At 53.4% G+C, this 22,138-nt stretch carries 20 protein-coding genes; 8 read left to right on the top strand and 12 right to left on the bottom strand.

Annotated features, from left to right (window positions below):
• Positions 1-84 precede the first annotated feature (84 nt).
• Positions 85-468: a hypothetical protein gene (locus G3I67_RS06390; RefSeq protein ID WP_163652731.1), complete on the top strand. Its 384-nt coding sequence runs from the start codon at positions 85-87 to the stop codon at positions 466-468.
• A gap of 25 nt (positions 469-493) precedes the next feature.
• Here G3I67_RS06390 and serS read toward each other — a convergent pair whose 3' ends face one another.
• The 5 genes from serS to G3I67_RS06415 all read right to left on the bottom strand — a co-directional run bounded on the left by serS (position 494) and on the right by G3I67_RS06415 (position 6,413).
• Complete coding sequence (gene serS, locus G3I67_RS06395) at positions 494-1,837, bottom strand: serine--tRNA ligase (protein WP_163652734.1); 1,344 nt, start codon at positions 1,835-1,837, stop codon at positions 494-496.
• Between the two features lie 73 nt (positions 1,838-1,910).
• Positions 1,911-2,033: a DUF2474 domain-containing protein gene (locus G3I67_RS15075; RefSeq protein ID WP_163652736.1), complete on the bottom strand. Its 123-nt coding sequence runs from the start codon at positions 2,031-2,033 to the stop codon at positions 1,911-1,913.
• On the bottom strand, positions 2,020-3,357 hold the full coding sequence (locus G3I67_RS06405; protein ID WP_163652739.1) for a replication-associated recombination protein A: 1,338 nt from the start codon (positions 3,355-3,357) through the stop codon (positions 2,020-2,022). The genes G3I67_RS15075 and G3I67_RS06405 overlap by 14 nt, the downstream gene beginning before the upstream one ends.
• A 6-nt stretch (positions 3,358-3,363) precedes the next feature.
• On the bottom strand, positions 3,364-4,032 hold the full coding sequence (gene lolA, locus G3I67_RS06410) for an outer membrane lipoprotein periplasmic chaperone LolA (RefSeq protein ID WP_163652742.1): 669 nt from the start codon (positions 4,030-4,032) through the stop codon (positions 3,364-3,366).
• 5 nt (positions 4,033-4,037) lie between these two features.
• Positions 4,038-6,413 carry a DNA translocase FtsK gene (locus tag G3I67_RS06415; RefSeq protein WP_203583562.1) on the bottom strand — a complete coding sequence of 792 codons (2,376 nt, stop codon included), beginning with the start codon at positions 6,411-6,413 and terminating at the stop codon, positions 4,038-4,040.
• A gap of 43 nt (positions 6,414-6,456) precedes the next feature.
• On the opposite strand from G3I67_RS06415, the gene trxB reads away from it, so the two are divergent.
• Both trxB and G3I67_RS06425 read left to right on the top strand, forming a co-directional pair.
• Positions 6,457-7,416 (top strand): thioredoxin-disulfide reductase, encoded by a 960-nt coding sequence (trxB, locus tag G3I67_RS06420; RefSeq protein ID WP_163652748.1) that lies wholly within the window; start codon positions 6,457-6,459, stop codon positions 7,414-7,416.
• On the top strand, positions 7,403-8,080 hold the full coding sequence (locus tag G3I67_RS06425) for a Smr/MutS family protein (RefSeq protein WP_163652751.1): 678 nt from the start codon (positions 7,403-7,405) through the stop codon (positions 8,078-8,080). The genes trxB and G3I67_RS06425 overlap by 14 nt, the downstream gene beginning before the upstream one ends.
• Here the strand turns inward: G3I67_RS06425 and G3I67_RS06430 are convergent.
• The 3 genes from G3I67_RS06430 to icd form a co-directional block, all read right to left on the bottom strand.
• A complete protein-coding gene (locus G3I67_RS06430; RefSeq protein WP_163652981.1) occupies positions 8,063-10,123 on the bottom strand; it encodes a sodium:solute symporter family protein in 2,061 nt (686 codons plus the stop codon). The two genes, G3I67_RS06425 and G3I67_RS06430, sit on opposite strands and share 18 nt — an antisense overlap.
• Positions 10,116-10,394 (bottom strand): DUF4212 domain-containing protein, encoded by a 279-nt coding sequence (locus tag G3I67_RS06435; protein ID WP_163652752.1) that lies wholly within the window; start codon positions 10,392-10,394, stop codon positions 10,116-10,118. Before G3I67_RS06435 ends, G3I67_RS06430 begins: the two co-directional genes overlap by 8 nt.
• Positions 10,395-10,644: 250 nt before the next feature.
• Entirely contained in the window at positions 10,645-11,901 is a 1,257-nt protein-coding gene (icd, locus tag G3I67_RS06440; protein WP_163652757.1) for an NADP-dependent isocitrate dehydrogenase, read from the bottom strand.
• 105 nt (positions 11,902-12,006) lie between these two features.
• Here icd and G3I67_RS06445 point away from each other — a divergent pair, with 105 nt between their 5' ends.
• Positions 12,007-12,435 carry a DUF1841 family protein gene (locus G3I67_RS06445; protein ID WP_163652760.1) on the top strand — a complete coding sequence of 143 codons (429 nt, stop codon included), beginning with the start codon at positions 12,007-12,009 and terminating at the stop codon, positions 12,433-12,435.
• Between the two features lie 71 nt (positions 12,436-12,506).
• On the opposite strand, the gene G3I67_RS06450 is transcribed toward G3I67_RS06445, so the two are convergent.
• Both G3I67_RS06450 and G3I67_RS06455 read right to left on the bottom strand, forming a co-directional pair.
• Positions 12,507-12,866 carry a c-type cytochrome gene (locus G3I67_RS06450; protein WP_163652984.1) on the bottom strand — a complete coding sequence of 120 codons (360 nt, stop codon included), beginning with the start codon at positions 12,864-12,866 and terminating at the stop codon, positions 12,507-12,509.
• A 12-nt stretch (positions 12,867-12,878) separates the two neighbouring features.
• Positions 12,879-13,226 (bottom strand): c-type cytochrome, encoded by a 348-nt coding sequence (locus G3I67_RS06455; protein WP_375539300.1) that lies wholly within the window; start codon positions 13,224-13,226, stop codon positions 12,879-12,881.
• A 143-nt stretch (positions 13,227-13,369) separates the two neighbouring features.
• On the opposite strand from G3I67_RS06455, the gene G3I67_RS06460 reads away from it, so the two are divergent.
• The 4 genes from G3I67_RS06460 to G3I67_RS06475 are packed head-to-tail and all read left to right on the top strand — an operon-like array spanning position 13,370 to position 18,833.
• Positions 13,370-14,251, top strand: a complete 882-nt coding sequence (locus G3I67_RS06460) for an AAA family ATPase (protein WP_163652762.1) — start codon at positions 13,370-13,372, stop codon at positions 14,249-14,251.
• 10 nt (positions 14,252-14,261) lie between these two features.
• The gene (locus tag G3I67_RS06465; protein ID WP_163652764.1) at positions 14,262-14,876 is read left to right on the top strand and encodes a GNAT family N-acetyltransferase; all 615 of its coding nucleotides are present in this window, start codon (positions 14,262-14,264) and stop codon (positions 14,874-14,876) included.
• Positions 14,866-16,038 (top strand): vWA domain-containing protein, encoded by a 1,173-nt coding sequence (locus G3I67_RS06470; protein WP_163652767.1) that lies wholly within the window; start codon positions 14,866-14,868, stop codon positions 16,036-16,038. Before G3I67_RS06465 ends, G3I67_RS06470 begins: the two co-directional genes overlap by 11 nt.
• A 59-nt stretch (positions 16,039-16,097) precedes the next feature.
• Positions 16,098-18,833 (top strand): M16 family metallopeptidase, encoded by a 2,736-nt coding sequence (locus G3I67_RS06475; RefSeq protein ID WP_163652770.1) that lies wholly within the window; start codon positions 16,098-16,100, stop codon positions 18,831-18,833.
• 113 nt (positions 18,834-18,946) lie between these two features.
• On the opposite strand, the gene dnaJ is transcribed toward G3I67_RS06475, so the two are convergent.
• Positions 18,947-20,068, bottom strand: coding sequence for a molecular chaperone DnaJ (gene dnaJ, locus G3I67_RS06480; RefSeq protein ID WP_163652773.1), 1,122 nt, complete (start codon positions 20,066-20,068; stop codon positions 18,947-18,949).
• An 82-nt stretch (positions 20,069-20,150) separates the two neighbouring features.
• The gene (gene dnaK / locus G3I67_RS06485; protein WP_163652792.1) at positions 20,151-22,088 is read right to left on the bottom strand and encodes a molecular chaperone DnaK; all 1,938 of its coding nucleotides are present in this window, start codon (positions 22,086-22,088) and stop codon (positions 20,151-20,153) included.
• Positions 22,089-22,138 lie beyond the last annotated feature (50 nt).

Here is a 22,138-nt window from a genome sequence, read left to right on the forward strand (position 1 = left end):
ATCCCATTTCGTACCTTTTTTACGTGACTTATTTAAAATGGTCTCAAGGGGAAGTCGTTATTTTGATCCCCTTTGGAGATAGTCATGAAAAGACTCTTAGTCGCTGCCGTAAGTGCAATTGGTTTGATGGGAACTGCTTCAGCCCAGGCTTGGGTTGGGGGTGCTTATGTGGTAAGTAGCCCCGGTTACACAGTTGTGAATCCGTATGCACCACCCGTATTTGTCGCGCCTCAGCCCGTGCAGCCGATGCCCCCCACTTATGTCGTCCCGGCGCCCGCTGCGCCAGCGGTTGTCTATTCGGCTGCCCCGCCCGTCTACATGGCCCCGGCACCCGTTTATGTCGGACCGAACTATGGTGGCGTGTTGGCTGCCACAGCGCTGATCGGTGGTGCAGCAGCGTTAATTGCTACGAGTAACAATCGGTACTACGGGGGCTATCGCCCTTACCACGGCCACTATCGCCGCTAAATGCGACTCCGGTTTGTCGGGAAGGTCAGTTCGACTTCCCTAAAACCGAGACTCCGCCCATGTACGGACGCAACACCTCTGGCACGACAACCGAGCCGTCCGCTTGTTGGTAGTTCTCCAACACCGCCACCAAAGCCCTTCCTACAGCAAGACCTGAACCGTTCAAAGTGTGAACGAACTCTGGCTTGCCGCCTTCGGTACGTGCGCGAGCCTGCATCCGGCGAGCCTGAAAAGTTTCGCAGTTGGAAACCGATGAGATTTCACGCCAAGTATTCTGTGCAGGCAACCAAACCTCAAGATCGTAGGTTTTAGCTGCGCCAAACCCCATATCGCCCGTACACAACAACATCACGCGGTACGGCAAGCCGAGCAATTGCAACACTTTCTCCGCATGACCCGCCATTTCTTCCAGCGCGTCATATGAATTCTGTGCCGCAACGATCTGCACCATCTCGACTTTGTCGAACTGATGCTGACGGATCAATCCACGCGTGTCGCGACCGCCGCTACCGGCTTCGGAACGAAAGCATGGCGTGTGCGCTGTCAACTTGATGGGCAATTCTGAAGCCGCAACGATCTTGTCCTTGACCAAACTGGTCAAAGTAATCTCCGAAGTCGAGATCAAGTACTGCTCTTCATTGACCACATTGCCTTGCTCGTCAAGCGTGGGCTCGTCGCCCCCACGCGTTACCCAGAACATATCGTTCTTGAATTTAGGCAATTGTCCCGTGCCAAGCAGAGTCGATGCATTGACGATGTAAGGGGTATAACACTCGGTATAACCATGCTGACCGGTTTGCAGGTCCAGCATGAATTGGGCTAGTGCGCGATGCAGCCTAGCAACAGGACCACGCATGAAACTAAACCGCGCACCCGACAGTTTGACCGCTGTATCAAAATCAAGCCCGATGGACTCGCCAATCGTCACATGATCTCGAGGTTCAAACCCCAAAGGCGCCGGATTTCCGGTGGCTGCATCAGGGGTCGGTACCCATCGGCGCACCTCAACGTTTGCGTCACTATCATCACCTTCCGGTACGGTTTCGTGTGGAAGATTCGGGGTGGTCATCAGGATGCCGTTCAACTGCAACTGGATGTCGGCCAAATCCCCTTCGAGAGTTTTGAGGCGTGCAGGTATGGCCTGTGACTGCGCCATCACAGCCGAAGCGTCCTCGCCGCGTGATTTAAGCGCACCAATTTGTTTTGCCAACGCATTGCGCTCGGCCTGCAGATTTTCGGTTTCGGTCTGCACGGCCTTGCGGCGCGCTTCCAGCGCATTGAATTCATCAACCGGAAAGTCGACTTTACGTGATGCCAGTCGGCGCACAACGGAATCCAGGTCTTTACGCAACAAAGCGGGATCAAGCATGATATTCGGGCTACGGATACAGTAAAAATCCTATTGTAGCCGCCTCGGGACCTCGCCTAGGCAACCAAACCGATCACCAGCGGATCAGCCAGCGCAAAAGCCATGCGATCAAACCAACAGCAGCCACGCCGGCTAGCCAGAATGCCACAAACCAGACCCAACGGTACCGAAGATTGAGGGGCTCACGATTGCTCATCGTTTTTTTTACCTTTCGCCTCAATGCGTGCCGCTCGATCAAGTTGACGCAAATGGTTTAATTTCTCAGCGATTTTAATTTCAAGCCCTCGCTGAACCGGCTGATACCAACCCGGATCGCGCACCCCATCGGGCAGGTAGGTTTCCCCGGCAGCATAGGCCTCGGGTTCATCATGAGCATATCGGTAGGCATGGCCATATCCGAGTTCTTTCATGAGTTTGGTCGGTGCATTGCGCAGATGGACCGGCACCGGCCGGGATTGATCTTTTTTAACGAAACTGACGGCCTGGTTATAAGCGTTGTAACCAGCATTACTTTTAGCCGCGACCGCCAGATAAATCACAGCCTGACCTAGCGCCAATTCACCTTCGGGAGAGCCCAGCCTTTCGTAAGTTGTCGCCGCATCATTGGCAAGCTGGATCGCGCGCGGATCCGCAAGGCCTATATCTTCCCAGGCCATACGCACAATGCGGCGGGCAAGATACTTGGGATCCGCTCCGCCATCGAGCATTCTGGTTAACCAATACAACGCGGCATCCGGGTTCGATCCGCGAACAGATTTGTGCAAAGCGGATATCTGATCATAAAAATTATCCCCGCCTTTATCGAAGCGCCTGGCATTCATGCTCAAAGCGTTTTCGACAAGCTTGGCGTCCACTAGGTTCGTGCCTGCATTTTGTGCGGCAGTGCTCGCCTGCTCAAGCAAATTCAAAAACCTGCGGGCATCGCCATCGGCATAACCGATCAATGTATCGACCGCCGCATCCTCGAAACTCAAATCCTGAAGCACTGTTGCTCTGGCACGTGCAAGCAAATCCCGCATTTCGTCTTCGCTTAACGACTCGAGCACATACACCTGGGCGCGGGACAACAACGCGGAATTCACTTCGAAAGATGGATTTTCGGTCGTCGCACCGATAAACGTCACAAGCCCCGATTCGACAAACGGCAATAAAGCATCTTGCTGCGACTTATTGAAACGATGAATTTCATCCACAAACAACAAAGTGCGTTTGCGGCGTTGATCAAGCGTGAACTGTGCTTCTTCCATCGCCGCCCGGATTTCCTTCACACCTGCAAATACCGCCGAAATCGCAATGAAAGCACAATCAAAGGCATGGGCGGTCAATCGAGCCAACGTGGTTTTGCCGACTCCCGGCGGTCCCCACAAAATCATCGAATGCGGACGTCCTGACTCGAAGGCAACACGCAAGGGTTTACCGGGCCCCAATAAATGGCGCTGACCGATCACCTCGTCAAGGGTATTGGGCCTCAACGCCTCAGCTAGCGGCGCGATAGGGGTGGTTTTGAACAGATCAGCCATGAAAGCTTACTGCATGCGCACAACATCCACACCAGCGGGCGGATTGAAAGTAAAGGTCAATGCCGGCAAGGACGGATTAGGAATAACATTGGACAAATCGACACGCGTTGTTTGCCCAAAGGCATCTAGCAGTCTTACCTGAACAGGTAAGTTGTCACGCATACCGATTTCAATATGCACAAAGCCCGCTTCTCCATCACGGGGAACGGCACGCAACCAAGCCAAGCCATCTTGATCAGGCAAAGCCGATACCTTGAAATTCTGCTCAAGCGACCCCGAACCGAAGAGAATCGCTGCGGGAGAGGATCCAATCGCCTTGTTCACTGGACGAACCGTCACTTGATTCAAATCGGGATCGATCTGAAAAACCTCTTTACCATCAGAGACAATTTGCTGAGCATAGGGTTGGGTCACATCCCATTTAAATTTACCCGGGCGTTGAAATGAAAAATTGCCGCGCTGCGGAGCACGGGCCTGACCTTTGGACCCGCTCACAACGTACTGGGCAAATGATCCTGTCGCAGACTTGATCTGGTCGACGAAGGCACGCAACTGCTCCTGAGCGCCAGTAGCGGCAGATGCCGGCATAGAAACTAACGACAGAGCCACCGCCATAACAAACGTTGCCAACAGCAATACGCGCGAATACGACGATCCGATTTTCACATTCTGCATTGAGGCTAATCCTCTTTTTGCGGGGCAGGCGCTAAGACTTCACGATTGCCGTTGGACTGCATTTTGGATACCAATCCTGCGTTTTCCATTTGCTCGAGCAATCGTGCGGCCCGGTTGTAGCCGATGCGCAAATGACGCTGCACAAGAGAAATGGATGCGCGCCTGCTTTCAAGCACTATACCGACAGCCTGGTCGTACATCGGGTCGGATTCGGCATCAGCCATTCCGGTCACACTGCCGACGCCATCACCGGTTTCTCCCTCCAATCCGCCTTCAAGCAAACCTTCAATGTAATCAGGCTCGCCTTGTGCTTTAAGCGACTCGACCACACGATGCACTTCGTCATCTGAAACAAATGCGCCGTGCACGCGAACAGGCAAGCCTGTACCGGGTGGCATGTAGAGCATATCGCCCTGACCTAGCAAGGTTTCGGCCCCCATCTGATCCAGAATGGTTCTGGAATCAATCTTGGAAGAAACCTGAAACGCGATACGGGTGGGAATATTGGCCTTGATCAGACCTGTAATCACATCCACGCTTGGACGCTGCGTTGCCAGAATCAGGTGGATGCCGGCGGCTCGCGCCTTTTGAGCCAGACGTGCAATCAGTTCTTCAATCTTTTTACCAACCACCATCATCAAGTCGGCCAACTCGTCAATAACAACAACGATAGTTGGCAACTCTTTAAGCGGCTCAGGCTGATCCGGAGTCAGGGAAAAGGGATTTGGGATCGGTTCTTCTCGCTTAATCGCATCTCTAATCTTGGAGTTGTAGCCTGCAAGATTGCGCACCCCCATCTTGCTCATCAGGCGATAGCGCTTTTCCATCTCGCCAACGCACCAATTGAGCGCATTGGCAGCCTGACGCATATCCGTCACCACCGGCGCCAGCAAGTGCGGTATCCCCTCATACACGCTCATTTCAAGCATTTTCGGATCGATCAGGATCAATCGGGTCTGGCTGGCATCCGCCTTGTACAGCAGGGATAGGATCATTGCATTGATACCGACGGACTTGCCCGAACCGGTCGTGCCGGCGACAAGAAGGTGGGGCATCTTAGCCAGGTCAGCCACAACCGGGTGGCCGGCAATATCTTTGCCTAAGGCCATCGTCACAACAGAATGGCTGGAGTGATAGGTCTGGGAGCCCAGGATTTCCGACAATTTGACCGTCTGGCGTCGGGGATTGGGCAATTCGAACCCCATCAGATTTTTGCCAGGAATGGTCTCGACCACACGAATACTGACCAGACTGAGCGCGCGCGCCAGGTCTTTGGCCAGATTAACAATCTGGCTTCCCTTCACGCCGGTTGCCGGTTCAATTTCATAACGCGTAATCACCGGCCCGGCCTGGGCGGCCACAACCTGAACCTGAACGCCGAAATCGGCAAGTTTTTTCTCGATTAAACGGGACGTAAATTCAATCGTTTCGGGAGAAACGGTCTCAAAAGCAGCCGGGGCTGGGTCAAGCAAACTCAATTCAGGCAAATGCCCCAACTCGGTAGGCTCGACAAACAGGGTCTGCTGCTTTTCTTTTTGAACCCTTTCGGATTTTGGCACCTCAACAATGGCAGGTTCAATCCGAACAGGGTGCGGATGCTCTTGGACAATCTTTTCGATTTTGGCTTCGACCTGTTCGTGACGAACCGCCTTGGCAACTTCGCCAACGCGCCGGTCTTGTCTGGCAACGCGCAGATTTTTAAATTTCAGGGCAATTGCATCCATCCAGCCACCGATGCGTTCGGCAACATTCAACCAGGAAAATCCGAAGAATAGGCTGGTTCCAAGCGCGATCAGGGAAATCAGGATCAGGGTACTGAGCGAAAATCCGACCGCATGAGACAGAAAATCGGACAAGGCGCGACCAAGCACCCCACCCGCACCTCCGGTCTCACTATTGCCGCTAGGCAATAGCTTGCCATAAGAACTCAGTCTGTAGGATTCAAGGCCGATCGAGCCGAGCAGGGCCATGACAAAACCAACACCCTGCTCCCAGCGGACACGGGCCAGCGCCTCCGGCTCTCCTCGGGCGCGAATCTGATTGGCCAGGCGAAGATACCCGGCTCGCACGCGATGCAATAGCAGAATTACCCACCACCAAGCCGAAAAACCGAATAAATACAATAGGATATCCGCCAGATACGCACCGACGACACCGCCCCGGTTTTGCATGACAGAATTCCTGGCCGAATGGGACCAGCACTGATCATCAGGATGCCAGGTGGCAAGCACCAGAACGAGCCAGGCAGCCAGGGCTGCGAACAGAATCCAGCGCGCCTCGCGCACAAGGTAAACCACCCGCGTTTGGAACACGGAAGGGCCATTTCTGGTGTTTCTGGTGGATCGCGAAGGACGCGGCGTAGCAGCAGATAATCGAGACATGAAGAACATTATAATTTGTAGCTTAACTTAGAGGGTAAATCAGATGTCGACAGCCAAACACGCCAAAGTTTTGATTCTAGGTTCGGGTCCTGCAGGCTACACCGCCGCGGTCTATGCGGCTCGAGCCAACCTGAATCCTGTTCTGGTCACGGGTCAGGCCCAAGGCGGTCAGCTCATGACCACTACCGAGGTCGATAACTGGCCAGCCGATGCCGCTGGCGTCCAGGGTCCCGAACTGATGCAGCGATTCGCAGCTCACGCAGAGCGCTTCAATACGGAAATGGTCTATGACCATATTTCCAGCGTTGATTTTTCCACCCGTCCCTTCCGACTTACCGGCGACAGTGGTGCCATTTACACTTGTGATGCCCTGATCATTGCCACCGGAGCCTCCGCTAAATACCTGGGCCTGCCGTCCGAAGAGGCTTTCATGGGTCGAGGTGTTTCAGGGTGTGCAACCTGCGACGGTTTTTTCTACAAAAACCAGGATGTGGTGGTCGTAGGTGGCGGCAATACCGCTGTTGAAGAAGCGCTCTATCTGTCCAATATTTGCCGAACCGTGACGGTTGTGCATCGTCGCGACAAATTCCGTGCTGAACCCATCATGATCGACAAAATGATGGAAAAAGTCGCTAACGGAAACATGAAACTGGCCACACACCGAGAGCTTGATGAAGTGCTGGGTGACGACTCGGGCGTCACGGGAGTGCGTTTACGCAACACACAAACCGGCGCAACTGAAGATCTGGCAGTGACCGGTGCATTCATTGCGATTGGTCACTCGCCCAACACCGGTATTTTCGAAGGCAAACTCGACATGGCAAACGGCTATATCGTGACGCGTGGCGGCTTGAATGGCATGGCCACCATGACCTCCGTTGCAGGCGTATTTGCAGCCGGCGATGTACAGGATCATGTTTACCGCCAAGCCATTACCAGTGCAGGCACAGGTTGCATGGCTGCTCTGGACGCACAACGCTGGTTGGAGAATGAGCAAAAATAAGCCCGGCCTGTCCGACCTCAAACGACTCCGTGCAATAGCTCAAGTCGCCCGGGAGGCCGAGCAGGCTAAAGAGCTGGCTCGGTCGAAACTAGCGACATCGAAAAAAGCCGAACCAATCGGCGAAGACGATCTTCGACTTTTCGCACGCGCAACTCAATTGGTTGAGCCATTGAAAGCCGCTCGACTGCGAGTCGCTCATCCACCCTTGTCCTCACGCCCCGACATCGATAGGCTGACACAAAAACGAGCACGCGCCACCGGCGAGACCATAAAGGTAAACACTCCACAGGTTTCGGATGGGTACACACCAATTGCCGACACAGACCAAGATATCAGCTGGAGCGCACAAGGAGTCGGGCCCGATACGCTTCGTAAACTCAAGCGCGCCTGGTGGCCCATCGGTTCGCAAATCGATCTTCATGGACTTACAAGAGATCAAGCGAGACAAGCATTACTGGACTTCATCGAGGCCAGTCGCCTGCATGCCACTCGCTGCGCACTGATTATTCATGGTCAAGGATTCGGCTCACAGAACTCCGAGGGCGTACTGCGCTCTCAAGTCGCGCAATGGTTGACGCAGCTCGATTCGATCGCTGCTTTTGCCACCGCTCCCCCAACGCATGGCGGTCGTGGAGCTTTGCTTGTATTAATCAGGCTGCCTTAAATAATCCACTAATTCTTTAGTGGCCGAATCCGGTGGAGCTGTCAGCAACGACACCACAATGATCGTTATAAACGCCACGCACGCACCAAACACGCCAGCCGCTGCCGGTTGCACATCCCAGAGCAGCCTGATTGGCGCACTTTTCGAAACACCTAAAAACATCTCACGCAACCAAGGTTGTGTGTAGACCATATAAGCCGAGGTGGTCAACATACCTGCAATCATTCCGAATGTGGCGCCCCATTTGTTTGCGCGTTTCCAGAAAAAACCGAGAACAAGAACCGGAAAAAAAGAAGATGCAGCAAACGAAAAGGCAGCGGCAACCAAAAATAAAATATCGGCCGGAGTTCTGGTGGCAGCCCACGCTGCGGCAAAAGCAACGATCAAGAGCAGCACTTTGGATAAAAGAACCCTTCGCCCCGCACCCATGCGCGGTGAGAGTATTCTGAACAGCGTATCGTGAGACAAGGAATTCGATAACGTCAGCAAAAGACCATCCGCTGTCGATAATGCCGCAGCAAGTGCACCGGCAGCGACCAGACCGGAAATGACATACGGCAGCCCCCCTATTTCAGGTCCGGCCAACACAACGACATCCGCGCCAACATGAATTTCGGATAATTGGACTATGCCATCCCGATTAACATCCACGATATCAATCAGGGACCGATCTACAGACGACCAGGCATGCACCCAACTCGGAAGGTCCGAAAAATATGTCCCCACCAGATCAGTATAAATTTCGTACTTGACCAGAATGGCCAATGCAGGCGCTGTCATGTAAAGCAAAAGAATGAACAACAGGGACCAGAAGACCGATTTACGCGCATCGCTGACCGAAGGTGTCGTGTAGGATCGCATCAAAATATGTGGCAAGCCTGCTGTGCCCATCATCAAACAAAGCACAAGCGCAAGAAGATTGTTACGCACAGATTCCGGTGAATCACCGGTAACCGAGGTAAATGGTTCGGAATGCGGAATAGGCGGAGCGGCTCTGATTGCATAATCATCGCGCGCACGAGACCACATTGTTTTTGCTGCTTCGACACTTGCCGGGTAAGACGCCAGGGCGCGCTCCAAGGCGCGCACTTCGATCATGGGAGCGTCATTGGCTCGCGCGCGCAATATCTGAAGTCGAAGCTTTTGTTTTTCGGTCTCGAACGATTCTGGCAACGCATTGATTCGACTCTGCATTTCGTCCGATCGACTTTGCCACACCAATCGAACATCCCGTTCACTATTGTCATACGTGAGTTCACGCTCCCGTTCAGTGACTTGTTGCAAAACCGAACTGGCCGCGATTTGAGGCACCGGAACACTCGTCTGCTTGACTGCAAGCCAAATCACCGGAACCAGGTAAGCAATCAAAAGAATGATGTACTGCCCGACCTGTGTCCAGGTCACAGCCCGCATCCCCCCCAGAAACGAACAGACAAGCATGCCACCTAGCGCAATGAAGATACCGAGCTCGAACGAAATCCCGGTCATGCGTGTCGTGATGATGCCCACGCCATAAATCTGCGCCACGAGATAGGTGAAAGAGCACAACACGGCGCAACAGACACCGATAAATCTGGGCAAATTCCCGCCAAACCGAACACCTAAAAAATCCGGAATCGTAAACCGACCGAATCGACGCAAATAGGGCGCAAGCAAAAGCGCCACCAGAACATATCCGCCCGTCCATCCCAGAATGTAGGCTAGGCCGTTATACCCGGTCAGGTAGAGGGTACCTGCCACACCAATAAACGAAGCCACCGACATCCAGTCTGCCGCGGTAGCCATGCCGTTATATACGGCTGGAACCCTTCTGCCGGCGACGTAATACTCGATGGGATCGGATGTGCGGCAAAAAATACCGATACCGGCGTATAAAACTACCGTCACCAGCAAAAAGATATAGCCAATCCATTGGCGTGCCAAACCCATGATCTCGAGCAAAGCCAGCACGAAAATCAGCAAAGTGAAACAAAATGTGTAAAGGCCGTAACCCCGCAATAGTCCGGCACGAAACTCGGCTTGGGGAAATTGACCGCTATTCATGTCCGGACGCTGAGCCTGATAGGTTTTTACGCAGTTTTTTGTCCTCGCCATCCATCCGCCAGGCATAAAAGCCAACAATGATCAAAAAGAATGTGGGGGCTCCAAAAGCCGCCATCCAGAAAGAAAAGGGCCATCCGAACAGAAAAAAATGACCAAGACTTCGCGCAAAATAGAACGGCACAAACGTAATCAAGAACCAGACAAGCAACAAAACAGCGATCAACATTGAATTGCGGCGCCAGTAAAGCTTGAATCGTGGATTTTTCTGCATCAAAGTTCGTTCCGGGCGGAAATGGACGACTGGAAACAACAACGGCTGACACATTGTGTCAGCCGTTGCGTACTTTCTTTTATAAACTGCTTTTTTTTATGTAGCCGATCCAACTGGCTTGCTCGTTTTGAGCTTTGTCTCCAACACCTGCATGCATTCATTCTGCACCAGCATAAGCTTATGCACATCAGGGAATGCCCTAGTAAGAGGCATAAAAACTAAATCGATCCCAAAAAAGGTGCCAAACGTTTCACATATTGGAAATCATTGCTTGGCCAAACCCTGAACATGACACCTGAGTGCAGCCTTCCAGCAACCGGGCGAAGTCATAAGTCACTTTTTTGGACAAAATGGTTTTTTCCATACTGCGAACGATTAAATCCGCAGCTTCTTTCCATCCCATATGCCTGAGCATCATTTCGGCAGACAAAATCAACGACCCCGGATTCACGTAATCCTTGCCGGCGTATTTAGGAGAGGTTCCGTGCGTCGCCTCGAACATGGCAACGGAGTCAGAAAGATTAGCGCCCGGCGCAATGCCCACACCACCGACCTGAGCCGCAAGCGCATCGGATAAGTAATCACCGTTGAGATTCAAGGTTGCGATGACACTATATTCCGACGGACGCAAAAGGATTTGTTGCAAAAATGCATCGGCAATCACGTCCTTGACCACGATGTCTCGTCCGGTATGAGGATTTTTAAACTTGCACCAAGGGCCACCGTCGATCTGCTGCGCACCAAACTCTTCACGCGCGAGCTCATAGGCCCAGTCCCTGAACTTGCCCTCGGTAAACTTCATGATGTTGCCCTTGTGCACAATCGTGCAAGACGGCAAGTTGTTTTCGATTGTGTAAAGCAGCGCCTGACGCACCAAACGCTTGGTACCTTCGCTAGAAACAGGCTTAATCGCAATTGCCGATGTATCGGGGAAACGGATGTTGGTCACGCCCAGCTCTGCCTGCAAAAAACCGATCAACCGCTTGACCTGATCCGTTCCGGCGGCAAACTCCACCCCAGCATAGATATCTTCGGAATTTTCTCGAAAAATCACCATATTTGTTTTTTGCGGTTCGCGCAGGGGCGATGGAACCCCTTTGAAATAACGAATCGGACGCATGCAAACATAGAGATCCAGCTTTTGACGCAAAGCCACGTTCAATGAACGTATGCCCCCGCCTACCGGCGTGGTCAAGGGCCCTTTAATCGCCACTACATATTCACGGATCGCTTGTAGCGTCTCATCAGGAAGACTCATCCCACCGCCATAGAGCTTCACCGCCTTTTCACCTGCGTAAACTTCCATCCAGTGAATTTTGCGCGCCCCTCCGTAGGCACGCTCAACCACGGCATCAACGACTCTTTGCATCACTGGCGTGATATCCACGCCGGTGCCGTCTCCCTGAATAAAAGGGATGATCGGCTGATCGGGCACGATCAATGAGTGGTTGGAATTGACAGTGATTTTTTCACCGACTGAAGGAACCTGAATATGCTTGTAAGACATGCGTTGCCTGAAAATCTATAAGAGATGCCAGCTATCTTAGCAAAGCGCGGCGGCTAAAATAAGGACTTCAACAAGCACCTTGCCATCAAAGGCGGCCAGTCCGATATGTTTAATCCTTCGCGCGATCAAGTCAGGCAATTTTTTATCGACACATGGCGTAAACATCGCAACCATGAGTTACTGACCCCGCTGGAAGCTATGGCACTGGAGTGGATTGAACTGCATCCCGAGTATCACTCGGATCTGGACAATCCTGAATCAATGGCAAAAGAATTTAATGTCGAAGAGGGAAGAACCAATCCCTTTCTACACTTATCGATGCACCTGGCAATTGCAGAACAAATTTCGATCGATCATCCTCGCGGCATTCGACATGCTTTCGAAAGCATCGCCTCACGTAGCGACGCGCATCATGCGGCCCACGAAATCATGGAATGTCTGGGAAAAGTAGTCTGGGAGTCTCAACGACTCGGCACACCACTGGACAGCGACGCCTATATCGATCTGATTAAACAGAGAGCAAGCAGGGACTAGACCGCCCCTGCCTGTAACTTACCCGCTGCTACCCGCTTGATTTGTATTTTGGCGGGTATTTATTGAAGTAATTACTTACGAACAGCCAGAGGACCGGGCTGCTTGGCAAGCCAAGCCGAGACGTTCTCGATGTCAGCCTTGGACAAGGCTGCAGCTTGACCACCCATGATGGCGTTTTTACGCACGTTGGCAGAAGCGGGTGCGCCGGAAGCGCCACGCTGATATGCCTTCAATGCATGAGCCAAAAAGTCAGCGTGCTGACCTGCCAGAATCGGATAAGCCGGCATGATGGGTGTCTTGGCATCGGCGCCATGACAGGAAGCGCAATTCTTGTCGTAGAGAGCCTTGCCGGCTGCCAGATCAGCTGCCTGACCCGTAGCGGACATGGCGATCAAAGAGGTGCCTGCGAGGGCGAGCAAAAGGTGTTTCATCATGGCCCCCGATTATTTGAGATTGGAGTAATAAGCTGCCAGGTCGGCGATATCCTTGTCCGACAGGCTCTTGGAGATGGCGTCCATCGTAGGATGCGTGCGCTCGCCACTTGCGTAGGCACGCAGAGCAGCCTGGATGTATTCGCCATTTTGGCCGGCAATCATCGGCACCGAATACACCTCGGGGAAGCTGGCCCGGTAACCGGGAATACCGTGACAACCAATACACATCGACACTTTCGCATCCGAGGCTTTGCCGGCTACTTTAGGATCCGCGGCCGAGGCGGGAGCGGCAACTGAACAGGACAATGCCAGCGCGAGAGCGGCAAGCTTGATATGGGACATATTGAAGCGGTGCATGGTTATACGGTACATGTTTAAAAGTGGCAAAGTTCAATCCGGGAAGACTCCCAGCCGCAAAACGTTTGGATTGTACGATAATTGAAGCGTTTAGACTTATTCCAGCCATAATTTACAACTGAAATTCAATTTTTCGCAGACAAATGACCTCAACGACTCCTACCCAGTCCCAGAACCAGCGCTTTGACGGCACCGAACGATATGTGGCGACCGATGACCTGAAACTCGCCGTAAACGCGGCCTTGACCCTGCAGCGTCCCCTGCTGATCAAAGGCGAGCCGGGGACCGGCAAAACCATGCTGGCAGAAGAAGTCGCGGCTGCACTGGGCAGACCACTGTTGCAGTGGCACATCAAATCCACCACAAAAGCCCATCAGGGTTTATACGAATACGATGCGGTTTCGCGCTTGCGCGACTCCCAACTTGGCGATGAAAAGGTCAAGGACATTCACAATTACATCGTTCAGGGGGTTCTGTGGCAGGCTTTCGTGTCGCCCGATCCGGTCGTATTGTTGATTGACGAGATCGACAAAGCCGATATCGAATTTCCTAACGATCTGCTGCGCGAACTGGACCAGATGGAGTTTCATGTTTACGAAACCCGTCAGACCATCAAAGCGTTGAACCGCCCTCTGGTCATCATTACATCGAATAATGAAAAGGATCTGCCCGACGCCTTTCTGCGCCGGTGCTTCTTCCACTACATCCGCTTTCCCGATCGTGAAACACTCAAGAGCATTGTGGATGTGCACTACCCCAACCTGCATGCCGACGTGCTTCGCGCTGCCCTTGATACCTTTTTTGCGCTGCGCGATGCGCCCGGCCTTAAAAAGAAACCCTCTACCTCCGAATTCCTGGATTGGCTCAGACTGCTCATCGCGGAGGATGCGACCGCAGCCGAAATCGACGCACATGCCGCGACCGCTGTGCCACTTATGGCCGGCGCCCTGTTGAAAAACGAGCAGGACCTGCAATTGCTCGAACGCCTGGCCGCCGTCACCCGCGGCACCACTCGCCGCAACTGAGGGGATCAGCATGTCGAATCAAGGCTTCAAAGTTCAACCTGCACCGTGCACTCTGAATGGTTATGGCGTGCGACTCGAACCAATGTCCATGGCTCACGCCGACGGACTCAGGATGGCCGCGCGCGACGGCGAACTCTGGAAACTGCGCGTCACTTCGGTTCCCGAGCCCGAACAAACTGAAGCCTATATCCAGACAGCGCTGGATGGCCTGAAAGCCGGTCACCGCGTACCTTTTGTCGTAGTCGACGAAAAATCCGGCAAAGTCATCGGATCAAGCAGTTACCACGACATCATCGCCCCGGTCGCGCGCCTTGAAATCGGCTACACCTGGTACGCCAAAAGCATGCAGCGCACTCATGTCAATACTGCATGCAAACTCATGCTGATGACGCATGCCTTCGATACCCTGGGCGCGGGCGTTGTGGGATGGCGCACCGATAACTACAACTTTGCTTCCCAGCGCGCCATCGAACGACTGGGCGCCAAAAAAGATGGTGTCATCCGTCACCATGCGATCAGACGCGACGGCACAGTGCGCGATACCGTGATGTACAGCGTGATAGCCGGCGAATGGGCAGAAGTCCGCAACCATCTTCTCTACCAGATGCACCGACATGCTGATTGATTTCTTCTACCACCTTCGCACGCACAAACTGAAGGTTTCGGTCAAAGAGTATCTGACCTTGCTTGAAGCGCTGTCGACACCGTTGATGCCGCCCACGCTTGAAGATTTCTATTTTCTGTCTCGCACTACTTTAGTTAAAGACGAAACTCAGTTCGATCGGTTCGATCGCGCCTTCTCAAGCTACTACAGAAGTCTTGAGCAAAAACTTCCTCCCGGCAAAAAAATCCCGCTGGACTGGCTAGTCAAGGAGTTCGAAAAAAGACTGACGCCGCAGCAAAAGGCCGAGCTTGAAAAACACGGCTGGGACAAGCTGATGGAAATGTTCAAAGAACGGATGGAAGAACAGAAGGGCAAACACGCCGGCGGCAACAAATGGATCGGCACCGGTGGCACCTCCCCGTTTGGCAATGGCGGCTACCACCCGGAAGGCATCCGCGTTGGTGGATCATCGGGCGGCAACCGCACAGCAGTCAAAGTCTGGGATGAAAGGCAATTCAAGGATTACGACGACTCGATCGAACTGGGCACAAGAAACTTCAAGGTCGCTTTGCGACGGCTTCGCCGTTTTGCGCGAGAGGGTTCGGACCTCGAACTGGATCTGGACGACACCATCTCAAGCACGGCACGTAACGCAGGTTACTTGGACATCAAACTGGTGCCGGAGCGTCACAATAACGTCAAAGTACTCATGCTTCTGGATGTGGGCGGAAGCATGGATGACCATATCGCCCGTGTCGAAGAGCTTTTTTCGGCCGCCAGTAGCGAATTTCGCAATCTGGAGGTGTATTACTTTCACAATTGTCCGTACGAATATTTGTGGAAGTCGAATCGTCGCAGACAGATGGAGCGCTTCGAAACCTGGGATGTATTGCGCAAATTCAATGCCGACTGGCGCCTGATTTTTGTCGGCGATGCCACCATGAGCCCCTACGAAATTCTTCAACCCGGCGGTTCGGTCGAGCACTACAACAAGGAGGCCGGCGCTGAATGGTTGCAGCGCATGGTCAATGCCTGGCCCAAAGCCGTCTGGCTCAATCCCGAGCCTCAGGCCTCCTGGCAGTATCGTCAATCCATCTCACTGATCCGCAACATCGTTCAGGACAAAATGTTCCCTGTGACGGTTGCCGGCATCGAACAGGCCATGAGACTACTGTCGAAATGAACCAAATCGGAACCGCGTGCTCCAACCGGTTCCAACCTAATTAACAACGGGTGTATCACATGCGGCTATTGCTTCGCGCCTTTCTGGGCATAACCTTTGCTTTTCTGGCTTCTCAATCCTGGGCTTTCGCACCTCCGGCCGGTATCAAAGAAATCACTTCCGTCGAAGGCATTTCGGAATACACCCTTGAAAGCAATGGACTGAGGATTTTGCTCGCTCCGGATGACTCGAAACCCACCACCACGGTCAACATGACGTATCTGGTCGGCTCGCGCCATGAAAACTATGGCGAAACCGGCATGGCACACCTGCTTGAACACATGCTGTTCAAGGGTACGCCCACTTTTCCGAACGCGTTGGGCGAGTTCTCCAAACGCGGGCTACAGGCCAATGGCTCGACCTCTACCGATCGCACCAACTATTACGCCAGTTTTGCCGCCAATCCCGAAACGCTCAAATGGTACCTGACATGGCAGGCCGATGCGATGGTGAACTCGACCATTTTGCGTCAGGATCTCGACACAGAGATGACGGTCGTGCGCAATGAAATGGAAAATGGTGAAAACAACCCGTTCCAAATGCTTTGGCAAAAAATGCTAGGGGTGGCCTTCCAGTGGCACAACTATGGCAAGACGCCCATTGGCGCACGTTCAGATGTGGAAAACGTCGACATTGATCAATTGCGCGCCTTTTATCGAACCTACTATCAGCCGGACAACGCTGTCCTGATCATTACCGGTAAATTCGATCCGCAAGCCGCGCTGCAGGACGTGCAACAGGCCTTCGGCAAATTGCCCCGCCCCACCCGCAAGATCCCCCCGGAATACACTGTCGAGCCCGTGCAGGATGGCGAACGTTCGATCACACTGCGTCGCAATGGTGGATCGCCCATGGTCGCAGCCATGTACCACGTCCCGCCGGCCGGTCATAAGGATTTTGCCGCCCTCGATCTGGCCAGCATGATGATGGCCGACACACCCGCCGGCCGCCTGTACAAGTCGCTTGTTCCGACCAAGCAGGCCACTAGCGTGATGGGATTTACCATGGACGAATATGCTCCGGGCATTGTTATGTTTGGCGCGACGCTCGAACATGGCATGGATCCGGTTCGTGCGCTGAGCACGCTGACTGCGACTATCGAAGACATCGGCAAGAAACCTTTCACGAAAGAAGAACTTGAACGTGTTCGTACCCAATGGCTGACGGGCTGGGACAAAGTATTTAGCGATGCCCAGAAAATCAGCAGCGCACTCTCCGAATATGTCGCGATCGGAGACTGGCGCATGGTCTTCGTCGCACGCGATCGCATCCGTGCGGTCAGCCTCGAGGATGTTCAGCGCGTAGCCAGTGAGTATTTGGTCTCATCGAACCGAACCGAAGGAAAATACATCCCCACCGAAAAGCCGGTTCGCGCGCCATTGCCCACCATCCCTGACTTGAAGAAGGATTTGTCCGGCTATCAAGGTGATGGCGCAGCCAAACAGGTCGCCGCTTTTGATCCGACGCCTGCAAACATCGACGCACGCACTCAAGTCAAAGAACTGAAGCTACCTAACGGAACTGTGCGCCTAGCCCTGTTGCCTAAAGAAGCCAGGGGCAATCGGGTCAAAGCGGTTCTGACTCTTCAATCCGGCTCAGTCGAATCCTTGAAGGGACAGCGCATGAACGCGATCGTTGCATCGGAGCTATTGCTGCGGGGCACGGAAAAATTATCGCGTCAGCAAATCAGGGACAAGATCGATGCGCTCAAGGGTGAAGTGTCGATTTCCGGTGGCGCAGCCTCGGTTGTGATCGACATCGGAACAACAAAAGAAAACATCGACGAGCTAATGAGCTTTGTGCTTGCGGTCATCAAGGATGCGAATTATCCGCAAGACCAGATTGATGAATACATCAATAAAACCGTAACCGGCTTGAAGAGCGCCAAAACAGAACCAACTGCGATCGCATCACGCATGCTGAGCCGTCACGACAACCCCTGGGCCAAAGACGATATTCGTTATATGCCGACTTTCGATGAGTCCATCGAGGCTACCCAGGCCATCAAGCGCAGCGAACTCATCGCGTTTCATCAGAAGTTTCATGGCGCTGGTCAGATCGATGTCGCCGCGGTCGGTGATTTCGATCCGGTTAAATTCGAAACGACCTTGACGCAAAGCCTGCAAAGCTGGAAACCAGCTGCGCCTTATCAGCGCATCTCCGACCCCTATCGCATGGTCAAGGCAGAACAGATGCAAGCGCTGACTCCTGACAAGGCCAATGCCTTTTATTTGGCGAAATTGCCTCTTGATATCCAAGATACACACCCGGATTTTCCGGCTCTGACCCTTGCCAATTTCCTGTTGGGATCATCGGAAACATCCCGTTTGTGGATGCGGGTCCGAGAAAAAGAAGGTCTTTCGTATAACGTACGCAGCAGCTTATCCGTATCAGCATTCGAGCCGAATGGTACCTGGTCCGTATACGCTATTTTCGCTCCGGAAAATCGCAAAAAAGTCGAAACAGCGATTTCGGAAGAATTGGCCCGTGCGGTTAAAGACGGATTCACCGAAATCGAAATCAAGGATGGGATTACTGCACTGTTGAATCTACGCAAGCTTTCCCTGGCTCAGGATCCGACGCTAGCGGTCACCTGGAATGCCTATTTGGAGCGTAAGCGCACGTTCGCCTGGGCTGAACAAATCAACCAAAAAATCGCCGCCTTGACTCCCGCTCAAGTGCACGAAGCTTTGCGCAAATATCTAAAGCCGGCAGATTTCAGCAGCGTAGCCGCGGGTGATTTCGAGAAGAAATAACTTTAAGCGACCTCAATAAAAAAGGCTGTGATGAAAATTCATCACAGCCTTTTTTTATCCGATTAGTCGTTGGTTCTCATTAGCCGCTGGACCTCACCGGACAATTAGAGCGATCAGGAAAAGAATTCCTTCACGCGATCGGTCCAAGACTTGCTTTGCGGCGAATGGCGCTCACCACCCTCGCCGAGCGAAGCCTCAAACTGGCGCAACAGACTCTTCTGCTCTTCGCTGAGCTTGACGGGCGTTTCAACCACGACATGGCAGTACAGATCACCAGGGTATGCAGACCGCACCCCTTTGATGCCTTTACCACGCAGTCTGAACGTTTTGCCTGATTGCGTTCCCTCAGGGATCGTAATCTCGGCTTTGCCGTTCAGTGTGGGAACCTGAATGTCACCACCCAACGCGGCGGTCGTGAACGGAATCGTCAATTCACAATGCAAGTCATCGTTTTCACGCTGGAAGATCTTGTGCTCTTTCAGATGAATCTCGACGAACAAATCACCCGATGGCCCGCCATTGATGCCAGGCTCGCCATTACCGCTTGAGCGGATGCGCATACCATCATCAATACCGGCGGGAATTTTGACCTGCAATGTTTTGTTTTTACGCGTGCGCCCCACTCCATCGCAAGACACGCACGGGTCGGTAATTTCTTTACCGTTGCCATGGCATGTCGGACAGGTCTGCTGCACGCTGAAAAAGCCCTGCTGCATTCGCACCGCACCCGAGCCGCCGCAGGTGCGGCAAGTTTTGGGGGTAGTGCCTGGCTTGGCGCCACTGCCTTTACAGACATCGCAGTTTTCCCAGCTAGGCACTCGAATCTCGGTATCAAAACCATTGGCCGCTTGCTCAAGCGTGATTTCCATCGAGTATTTAAGGTCTGCGCCACGATAAACCTGCGGGCCGCCGCCACCGCGTCGACCACCACCAAAAATCTCACCGAAAATATCGCCGAACGCATCGCCAAAACCGGCGCCACCAGCACCCATTCCGGCTGCGTTGGGATCGACACCGGCGTGACCGTAACGATCATAAGCCGCACGTTTGTTGTCATCCGACAGAATCTCGTAGGCTTCTTTAGCCTGCTTGAATTTCTCTTCGGCTTCCTTGCTGTCCGGATTGCGATCCGGATGGTATTTCATCGCCAACTTTCGGTAGGCTTTTTTCAGCTCTTCATCCGAAGCGTTCTTTGCAACGCCCAGAACTTCATAAAAGTCGCGTTTTGCTGCCATGGTCTGACTCGTTAATTAGGACAAAAAAACTCGCCCGGAAAGCTCGTTTGAGCCCCGGGCGGGTATGGATCAAGTTATCCGATCACTTCGCGTCGCGCTTGACTTCTTTAAAGTCAGCATCGACTACGTTGTCATCGGCAGGCTTGGAACCGGCCTGGGCTTGCTCGCCACCTTGCGCTGCTGCTTGGGCAGCCTGCGCATCGGCATACATCTTCTCGCCCAGTTTTTGCGACGCAGTCGACAGCGCCTCAACCTTGGCATCGATCGCAGCCTTGTCGGCGTTGTTCTTCAACGCGTCTTCGACTTCGGTGATCGCTGCTTCGATCGCGGTCTTCTCGGCTTCGTCCAGTTTGTCGCCGTACTCGGTCAACGACTTGCGGGTCGCGTGCACCAGCGCATCGGCGCTGTTGCGAGCCTGAGCCAACTCGGCCAAGCGGTGATCTTCCTCGGCGTTTGCCTCGGCATCCTTGACCATCCGTTGAATTTCTTCTTCGGTCAGGCCGGAGTTTGCCTTGATCGTGATCTTGTTCTCTTTGCCGGTACCCTTGTCCTTGGCAGACACGTGCAAGATACCGTTGGCATCGATGTCGAAGGTCACTTCGATCTGGGGCGTGCCACGTGGTGCGGGCGGAATGCCCTCGAGGTTGAACTCGCCCAATGTCTTGTTACCGGCGGCGATTTCGCGCTCACCCTGGAACACCTTGATCGTCACGGCAGGCTGATTGTCATCGGCGGTCGAGAACACTTGCGAATGACGGGTCGGGATCGTGGTGTTCTTGGTGATCATTTTGGTCATCACGCCACCAAGCGTTTCGATACCGATCGACAGGGGCGTCACGTCCAGCAACAACACGTCCTTACGATCACCAGCCAGAACCGAACCTTGAATTGCAGCGCCGGCGGCAACCGCTTCGTCAGGGTTTACGTCCTTGCGCGGATCGCGGCCGAACAACTCTTTGACCTTTTCCTGCACTTTGGGCATGCGGGTCATACCGCCAACCAGGATCACATCGTCGATGTCGCCGATCTTGACACCGGCATCCTTGATCGCCATGCGGCAAGGTTCCATCGTGCGGTCGATCAGCTCTTCGACCAGCGATTCGAGCTTGGCGCGGGTGATCTTGATGTTCAAGTGCTTGGGGCCTGATGCATCAGCCGTGATGTAAGGCAAGTTGATTTCTGTCTGCTGAGCGGACGAAAGTTCGATCTTGGCTTTTTCCGCAGCTTCTTTCAGGCGCTGCAGTGCGAGCACGTCTTTCGACAGATCAACGCCCTGCTCTTTTTTGAACTCGCCAATCACGTATTCGATAACGCGCTGGTCGAAATCTTCGCCGCCCAAGAACGTGTCGCCGTTGGTCGACAGCACTTCGAATTGCTTCTCGCCATCCACATCGGCGATTTCGATAATCGAGATATCGAACGTACCACCACCCAAGTCGAACACGGCGATTTTGCGATCGCCCTTTTCGCTCTTGTCCATGCCGAAAGCAAGCGCGGCTGCAGTCGGTTCGTTGATGATGCGCTTGACTTCGAGGCCGGCAATACGACCTGCGTCTTTAGTCGCCTGGCGCTGGCTGTCGTTAAAGTAAGCGGGAACCGTGATAACAGCCTCGGTCACTTCTTCGCCCAGAAAATCTTCGGCGGTTTTCTTCATCTTGCGCAGGATGTCTGCCGACACCTGCGAAGGAGCCAACTTTTTGTTCTGTGCTTCGACCCATGCGTCACCGTTGTCAGCCTTGATGATCTTGTAAGGCATCAAATGGATGTCTTTTTGAACAGCATCTTCGCTGAACTTGCGACCGATCAGGCGCTTGACTGCATAAAGGGTATTGGTCGGATTGGTGACGGCCTGACGTTTTGCAGGAGCGCCAACCAGGGATTCGCCGTCGTCCATGTAGGCGACGATCGAGGGGGTGGTGCGTGCGCCTTCGGCGTTTTCGAGAATTTTGACCTGACCACCATCCATCACTGCAACGCAGCTGTTGGTCGTACCGAGGTCGATACCGATAATCTTGCTCATGGTGAAATACCTTATTGAATGATCAGAATTGGGTGAGAATTTCTATGAAA

The sequence above is a fragment of the Sheuella amnicola genome, from assembly GCF_010499255.1.
In the GTDB taxonomy this organism is placed as follows: domain Bacteria; phylum Pseudomonadota; class Gammaproteobacteria; order Burkholderiales; family Burkholderiaceae_B; genus Zwartia; species Zwartia amnicola.

What these genes read in the sequence shown, in the direction of transcription:
- G3I67_RS06455 (WP_375539300.1), bottom strand. Translation starts at nt 13,226, where the DNA reads ATGCACCGCTTCAATATGTCCCATATCAAGCTTGCCGCTCTCGCGCTG.
- G3I67_RS06415 (WP_203583562.1), bottom strand. Translation starts at nt 6,413, where the DNA reads ATGTCTCGATTATCTGCTGCTACGCCGCGTCCTTCGCGATCCACCAGA.
- G3I67_RS06445 (WP_163652760.1), top strand. Translation starts at nt 12,007, where the DNA reads ATGTTTAATCCTTCGCGCGATCAAGTCAGGCAATTTTTTATCGACACA.
- trxB (WP_163652748.1), top strand. Translation starts at nt 6,457, where the DNA reads ATGTCGACAGCCAAACACGCCAAAGTTTTGATTCTAGGTTCGGGTCCT.
- G3I67_RS06465 (WP_163652764.1), top strand. Translation starts at nt 14,262, where the DNA reads ATGTCGAATCAAGGCTTCAAAGTTCAACCTGCACCGTGCACTCTGAAT.
- G3I67_RS06450 (WP_163652984.1), bottom strand. Translation starts at nt 12,866, where the DNA reads ATGAAACACCTTTTGCTCGCCCTCGCAGGCACCTCTTTGATCGCCATG.
- G3I67_RS06430 (WP_163652981.1), bottom strand. Translation starts at nt 10,123, where the DNA reads ATGAATAGCGGTCAATTTCCCCAAGCCGAGTTTCGTGCCGGACTATTG.
- dnaK (WP_163652792.1), bottom strand. Translation starts at nt 22,088, where the DNA reads ATGAGCAAGATTATCGGTATCGACCTCGGTACGACCAACAGCTGCGTT.
- G3I67_RS06425 (WP_163652751.1), top strand. Translation starts at nt 7,403, where the DNA reads ATGAGCAAAAATAAGCCCGGCCTGTCCGACCTCAAACGACTCCGTGCA.
- serS (WP_163652734.1), bottom strand. Translation starts at nt 1,837, where the DNA reads ATGCTTGATCCCGCTTTGTTGCGTAAAGACCTGGATTCCGTTGTGCGC.
- G3I67_RS15075 (WP_163652736.1), bottom strand. Translation starts at nt 2,033, where the DNA reads ATGAGCAATCGTGAGCCCCTCAATCTTCGGTACCGTTGGGTCTGGTTT.
- G3I67_RS06470 (WP_163652767.1), top strand. Translation starts at nt 14,866, where the DNA reads ATGCTGATTGATTTCTTCTACCACCTTCGCACGCACAAACTGAAGGTT.
- G3I67_RS06405 (WP_163652739.1), bottom strand. Translation starts at nt 3,357, where the DNA reads ATGGCTGATCTGTTCAAAACCACCCCTATCGCGCCGCTAGCTGAGGCG.
- G3I67_RS06435 (WP_163652752.1), bottom strand. Translation starts at nt 10,394, where the DNA reads ATGCAGAAAAATCCACGATTCAAGCTTTACTGGCGCCGCAATTCAATG.
- G3I67_RS06475 (WP_163652770.1), top strand. Translation starts at nt 16,098, where the DNA reads ATGCGGCTATTGCTTCGCGCCTTTCTGGGCATAACCTTTGCTTTTCTG.
- lolA (WP_163652742.1), bottom strand. Translation starts at nt 4,032, where the DNA reads ATGCAGAATGTGAAAATCGGATCGTCGTATTCGCGCGTATTGCTGTTG.
- dnaJ (WP_163652773.1), bottom strand. Translation starts at nt 20,068, where the DNA reads ATGGCAGCAAAACGCGACTTTTATGAAGTTCTGGGCGTTGCAAAGAAC.
- icd (WP_163652757.1), bottom strand. Translation starts at nt 11,901, where the DNA reads ATGTCTTACAAGCATATTCAGGTTCCTTCAGTCGGTGAAAAAATCACT.
- G3I67_RS06390 (WP_163652731.1), top strand. Translation starts at nt 85, where the DNA reads ATGAAAAGACTCTTAGTCGCTGCCGTAAGTGCAATTGGTTTGATGGGA.
- G3I67_RS06460 (WP_163652762.1), top strand. Translation starts at nt 13,370, where the DNA reads ATGACCTCAACGACTCCTACCCAGTCCCAGAACCAGCGCTTTGACGGC.